A 5,668-nucleotide genomic window follows, 5' to 3' on the forward strand; every position below is an offset into this window, starting at 1 on the left:
AACGCAGAGGTCGATCAAGTCCAGGGCAGCTCCGCCGACATGTTGCGCTACTGCTACACCGTCTGGTGGGAGCGCATTGGTGCCACCCGCGCCTCGAGCATTACCAAGCTGATGCTGTGCGAGGCGTGTAATTTTCCGCAGATCACCCAGTTCTACCAGCGCGAGGTGGTGGCACAGGGCCAGCAGCTGATCCGGCGCATCCTGCAACGCGGGGTGGATCGGGGCGAGTTTCGTGCCCTCAACCTCGATTACGCGGTGTACGCAGTGCTGTCACCCATGATTTTTCTGATGATGGCCAAGCATTCTGAGGAAGCCTGCATGCCCCAAGAAATCCTGATGGCGCCGCAGGCGTACCTGGAAACCCAGATCAACACCCTGTTGTACGGCCTGTGCCAGTCTGGCACGGTGCCAGCAGCACCCGCCCCCGCCACCCCATCGGAGAACGCATGACGCAACGCAAACGCTGGTTGCCTTGGGTGGTGGCGGTGGTGGTGGTGGCCCTTCTGGGCGCCACACTGTGGCGCACGCTGCAAGCGCGGCAATCCCAACAAAAAGCCCTGGAAGCCGCTGCCACACACAGCACCGCCGTGGTGATGGACATCGCTGCCGATGAAGTGTGGCCCGTGCGCCGCCAGACACTGGCCCTGAACGTTCCCGTGACGGGGGCATTGCACGCGGTGCAGTCGGCCACCATCAAAGCGCGCGTGGCCGGGGAGCTGCAAGGCCTGGGCCTGCGCGAAGGCGACAGCGTGCGCGCAGGCCAGGAGGTGGCGCGCATCGAAGCCACCGAGATGCAGGCCCGCCTGCGCCAGGCACAGCAGCAGGCCGATGCGGCCCGCGCGCAGGTCGATATCAGCCAGCGCCAGTTCGACAACAACCGCGCGCTGGTGGCGCAGGGCTTTATCTCGCGCACCGCACTGCAAACCTCGGAGGCCAGCTTGCAGGCGGCGCAGTCGTCGCACCAGGCGGCGGTGGCCGCTGCCGATGTGGCCCGCAAATCGCTGCTGGATACCGTGCTGCGCAGCCCCATCAACGGCCAGGTGGCGCAGCGGCTGGTGCAAAACGGCGAGCGTGTGGCCATAGATACCCGGATTCTGGAGGTGGTGGATTTGTCGCGCATGGAAGTCGAGGCACTGCTGGCGCCTGCCGACTCTGTGGCCGTGCGCGTGGGCCAGAGCGCCCGCCTGCACCTGGAGGGGCGCAGCGACGCCCTGACGGCCACGGTGGTGCGCATCAACCCCAGCGCCCAGACGGGCAGCCGGGCCGTGCCGGTGTACCTGGCCCTCCAACCCGCCCCCAACGCCAGCCCAGATGCCCTGCGCCAGGGCCTGTTCGTGCAAGGCAGCATCCAGACTGGCACCGCAGAGCCCCTGGTGGTGCCGCTGGACGCGGTACGCACCGACCAGCCCGCCCCCTACGTGCAAGTGGCCGACCAGGGCCGCGTAGCCCACCTCCCCGTGCAAACAGGGGTGCGCAGCCTCACCGACGGCCAGATGCTGGTGGCCGTGGACGGCGTGCCCGAAGGTGCCCTGGTACTGGCCGGGCGCGTGGGCATGCTGCCGCAAGGCACCGCGCTGCGCATGGCACACGCCGCCCCCTCCCCCGCCAAGCCCTGAGCGCACGGACACCCCACCCATGTGGTTCACCCAAGTCAGTCTGAAGAACCCGGTGTTCGCCACCATGGTGATGCTCGCCTTTGTGGTGCTGGGCGTGTTCTCGTACCAGCGCCTCAAGGTCGATCAGTTTCCGGAAATCGACTTCCCCGTCGTCGTGGTCACGGCCGAGTACCCCGGCGCATCGCCTGAAATCGTCGAGAGCGAAGTCACCAAAAAAATCGAAGAGGCCGTCAACTCGATTGCCGGCATCAATGCCCTGACCTCGCGCAGCTACGAAGGCAGCGCGGTGGTCATCATCGAATTCCAGCTGCACATCGACGGGCGCAAAGCGGCGGAAGATGTGCGCGAAAAAGTGGCTGGCGTGCGCCCCCTGCTGCGCGATGAGGTCAAAGAGCCGCGCGTGCTGCGCTTTGACCCAGCCAGCCGTGCCGTGTGGTCGCTGGCCGTGCTGCCGGAGGCAGGCGCTGGAGCCAACGCGGCACCGTCCGCCGTGGCACTGAGCAGCTGGGCCGAACAGACGCTGAAAAAACGCCTGGAAAACGTGCGCGGCGTGGGCGCCGTGAACCTGGTGGGCGCCACCCAGCGCGAAATCAACATCTACCTGAACCCGCAGGCGCTGGAAGCCTTTGGCATCACACCCGAGCAGGTGGCACAGGCCGTGCGCACCGAAAACCAGGACTTACCCCTGGGCGCCGTGCGCTCGCTGGCGCAAGAGCGGGTGGTGCAGATCGACGCGCGCATGCAGCGCCCCGAAGACTTCGGCCAGATCATTGTGGCGCGCAAGAACGGTGCCCCCGTGCGCCTGGCCCAACTGGCGCGGGTACAAGACGGCGCGCAAGAAGTAGAGAGCCTGGCCCTGTACAACGGCCAGCGCACGCTGCTGCTGTCGGTGCAAAAGGCCCAGGGCGAGAACACCATCGAAGTGGTCGATGGCCTGAACGCCGCCGTGGCCGCGCTGCGCGCCGAGCTGCCGCCAGGCGTGCGCCTGGAGACCATCGGCGACAGCGCCCGCCCCATCCGTGTGGCCGTGGACAACGTGCGCCAGACGCTCATTGAGGGCGCGCTGCTCACGGTGTTGATCGTGTTTTTGTTTTTGAACTCGTGGCGCTCCACAGTCATTACGGGGCTGACGCTGCCGATTTCCATCATCGGCACCTTTTTGTTCATGCACTGGTTCGGCTTCACCATCAACATGATCACGCTGATGGCCCTGAGCCTGTGCGTGGGCCTGCTGATTGACGATGCCATCGTGGTGCGCGAAAACATCGTGCGCCATGTGCAAATGGGCAAAGGCAGCTACCAGGCTGCGATGGAGGGCACGCAAGAGATCGGCCTGGCCGTATTGGCCACCACGCTGTCCATCGTGGCGGTGTTTTTGCCGATTGGCTTCATGGGTGGCATCATCGGCAAGTTTTTTCACGAGTTCGGCATCACCATCGTGGCGGCGGTGCTGATTTCGATGTTCGTCAGCTTCACGCTGGACCCCATGCTCTCCAGCGTCTGGCATGACCCCAGCATCCACACGCACGGCCAGAACGCACCACCGACCACGCTCTACGACAAGACCATTGGCCGCATCACCGGCTGGTTTGACCGCAGCACCGAGCGGCTGGCCCAGGGCTACCAGCGCATTCTGGGCTGGGCACTGGTACACAAGCTGGCCACCCTGGCCCTGGCCGGGGCGATTTTTGTCGCCAGCATTTTCATGGTGCCGCTGCTGGGCACCGAGTTTGTGCCCAAGGCCGACTTTTCTGAAACCACGGTCAATTTCTATACCCCGGCGGGCTCTTCCATCGAAGCCACCGAGGCCAAAGCCAGGCAGGTCGAAGCCCTGGTGCGCGAGCTGCCCGAGGTGCGCTACACGCTGGCCACCCTGAACACCGGCAACGCCCAAGGCAAGATGTACGCCAGCATTTACGTGCGCCTGGTGGATCGCAAATCCCGCAGCCGCAGTGTGGATGAGATGTCGGGCGTGCTGCGCGAGCGGCTGCGCCAGATTGCGGGCATCACCGTCACGCATGTGGGCCTGCTGGACCCGGTGGGCGGACAAAAACAGATCGAGTTCTCGCTGCAAGGGCCTGACTTGCAAGAGTTGGAGCGCCTCACGCACCTGGTACAAGACAAAATCCGCACCATTCCGGGCCTGGTCGATCTCGATTCCAGCCTCAAGGCCGACAAGCCGGAGATTGCAGTCGCCGTGCGGCGCGATGCGGCCTCTGACCTGGGCTTGTCGGTAGCCTCTATGGCCAACGCCTTGCGCACCCTGATTGCCGGGCAAACCGTGGGCAACTGGCGCGCGCCCAACGACCAGACCTACGATGTCAACGTGCGCCTGGCCCCCGAGGCCCGCACCAGCGTGCAAGACCTGGAGCGCCTGCCCTTTGCCCTGACCGCCGCGGATGGCAGCACGCGCACCGTGCGCCTGAACCAGGTGGCCAGCGTACACACCTCCAGCGGCCCCAACCAGATCAACCGCCGCGACCTGACGCGCGAAGTGGCCATCAGCGCCAACGTGTACCAGCGCTCCACCGGTGCCGTATCGGCAGACCTGCGCAAAGCCCTCGACAGCGTGGCTTTTGCCCCCGGCTACCGCTACCAGTTTGGCGGCTCCACCAAAAACATGACCGAGGCATTTGGCTACGCCATCTCGGCACTGGTGCTGGCCATTGTGTTCATCTACATGATCCTGGCCAGCCAGTTCAAAAGCTTTGTGCAGCCGCTGGCGCTGATGACGGCGCTGCCGCTGACGCTCATCGGCGTGGTGCTGGCGCTGATGATGTTTGGCTCGGCGCTGTCCATGTTCTCCATCATTGGGGTGGTCATGCTGATGGGGCTGGTGACCAAAAACGCTATCTTGCTGGTGGACTTTGCCATCCGCGCCCGCGAAGACCAGGTGGACGCGCACGGCCAGCACCAGCCCGGCCTGACGCGCGTAGACGCCCTGCTGCTGGCTGCGCGCGTGCGCCTGCGCCCCATTTTGATGACCACGCTGGCCATGATTTTCGGGATGGTGCCGCTGGCCTTTGCCATGACCGAGGGCTCCGAACAACGCGCCCCCATGGGCCAGGCGGTGATTGGCGGCGTGATCACCTCCTCGCTCTTGACGCTGGTGGTAGTGCCGGTGGTGTATTGCTACATGGACGACCTGGCGTGCTGGGCGCGCCGCTGCCTGGGTTCAGGCACTGCCGCCCGTCCTAAAATCGAAGGCTTGTCCTGAACCGCCCTCTCCCGGAGATTTTTTCCCATGAACATGCCCCTGAACACGTCTGCCAACACCAACGATCCGATAGCGCACGCCCGCTACAACATGATCGAACAGCAGATTCGCCCCTGGAACGTCTCCGACCCTGAGGTGCTGGAGCTGCTGCACCAAGTGCGCCGCGAAGATTTTGTGCCTGCGGCCCACCGCAGCCTGGCCTTCATGGACATTGAAATCCCGCTGCGCGGCACCCCCGAAGAAGGCGTGCGCACCGGCCAGTGCATGCTGGCGCCCCGCGTGGAAGCGCGCCTGCTCAACGACCTGCAAGTGAAAAAGCACGAGCGCGTGCTTGAAATCGGCACCGGCTCGGGCTACATGGCGGCCTTGCTGGCACACCGCGCCAAGGAAGTGTTGTCGCTGGAAATCGTGCCCGAACTGGCCGACGCTGCGCGGGCCAACTTGCAGCGAGCCGGCATCGGCAACGCCACTGTGCGCGTGGCCGATGGCTCCCAAGATCCGCTGCCTGAAGGCCCGTTTGACGTGATCGTGCTCAGTGGTTCGGTGGCCGAGGTGCCGCAAACGCTGCTGGCCAAGCTCAACGATGGCGGACGCCTGGCTGCCATCGTCGGCCTGGACCCCATCATGCGCATGACCATCGTGCAGCGCCACGGCAACCGTTTTGAAACCACCCAGCCCTGGGACACCAGCTCGCCGCGCCTGACAGGCTTTGCAGAGCCATCGCCCTTCAAGTTCTGACACGCAGGAGCCTTGCATGGTTGCCCACATCCGCCCCCAGGAGCTTGCTGCCTGGTTTACCGAAACCGCACCCGGCCAGCAGCCACTGGTGCTGGAT

At 65.0% G+C, this 5,668-nt stretch carries 4 protein-coding genes; all 4 read left to right on the plus strand.

Annotation, left to right across the window (positions count from 1 at the left end; genetic code table 11):
• Nucleotides 1–450 (plus strand): TetR/AcrR family transcriptional regulator C-terminal ligand-binding domain-containing protein (locus PHX69_RS15000; RefSeq protein WP_288044757.1); only part of this gene is annotated, 450 nt, incomplete at its 5' end.
• Nucleotides 447–1,616, plus strand: a complete 1,170-nt coding sequence (locus PHX69_RS15005; protein ID WP_288044760.1) for an efflux RND transporter periplasmic adaptor subunit — start codon at nucleotides 447–449, stop codon at nucleotides 1,614–1,616. The genes PHX69_RS15000 and PHX69_RS15005, both read left to right, overlap by 4 nt.
• A gap of 19 nt (nucleotides 1,617–1,635) precedes the next feature.
• Nucleotides 1,636–4,833, plus strand: a complete 3,198-nt coding sequence (locus PHX69_RS15010; RefSeq protein WP_288044761.1) for an efflux RND transporter permease subunit — start codon at nucleotides 1,636–1,638, stop codon at nucleotides 4,831–4,833.
• A gap of 27 nt (nucleotides 4,834–4,860) precedes the next feature.
• Nucleotides 4,861–5,571 (plus strand): protein-L-isoaspartate O-methyltransferase family protein, encoded by a 711-nt coding sequence (locus tag PHX69_RS15015; protein WP_288044763.1) that lies wholly within the window; start codon nucleotides 4,861–4,863, stop codon nucleotides 5,569–5,571.
• Nucleotides 5,572–5,668 lie beyond the last annotated feature (97 nt).

Source organism: Simplicispira sp. (genome assembly GCF_028687295.1).
GTDB lineage: Bacteria > Pseudomonadota > Gammaproteobacteria > Burkholderiales > Burkholderiaceae_C > Simplicispira > Simplicispira metamorpha.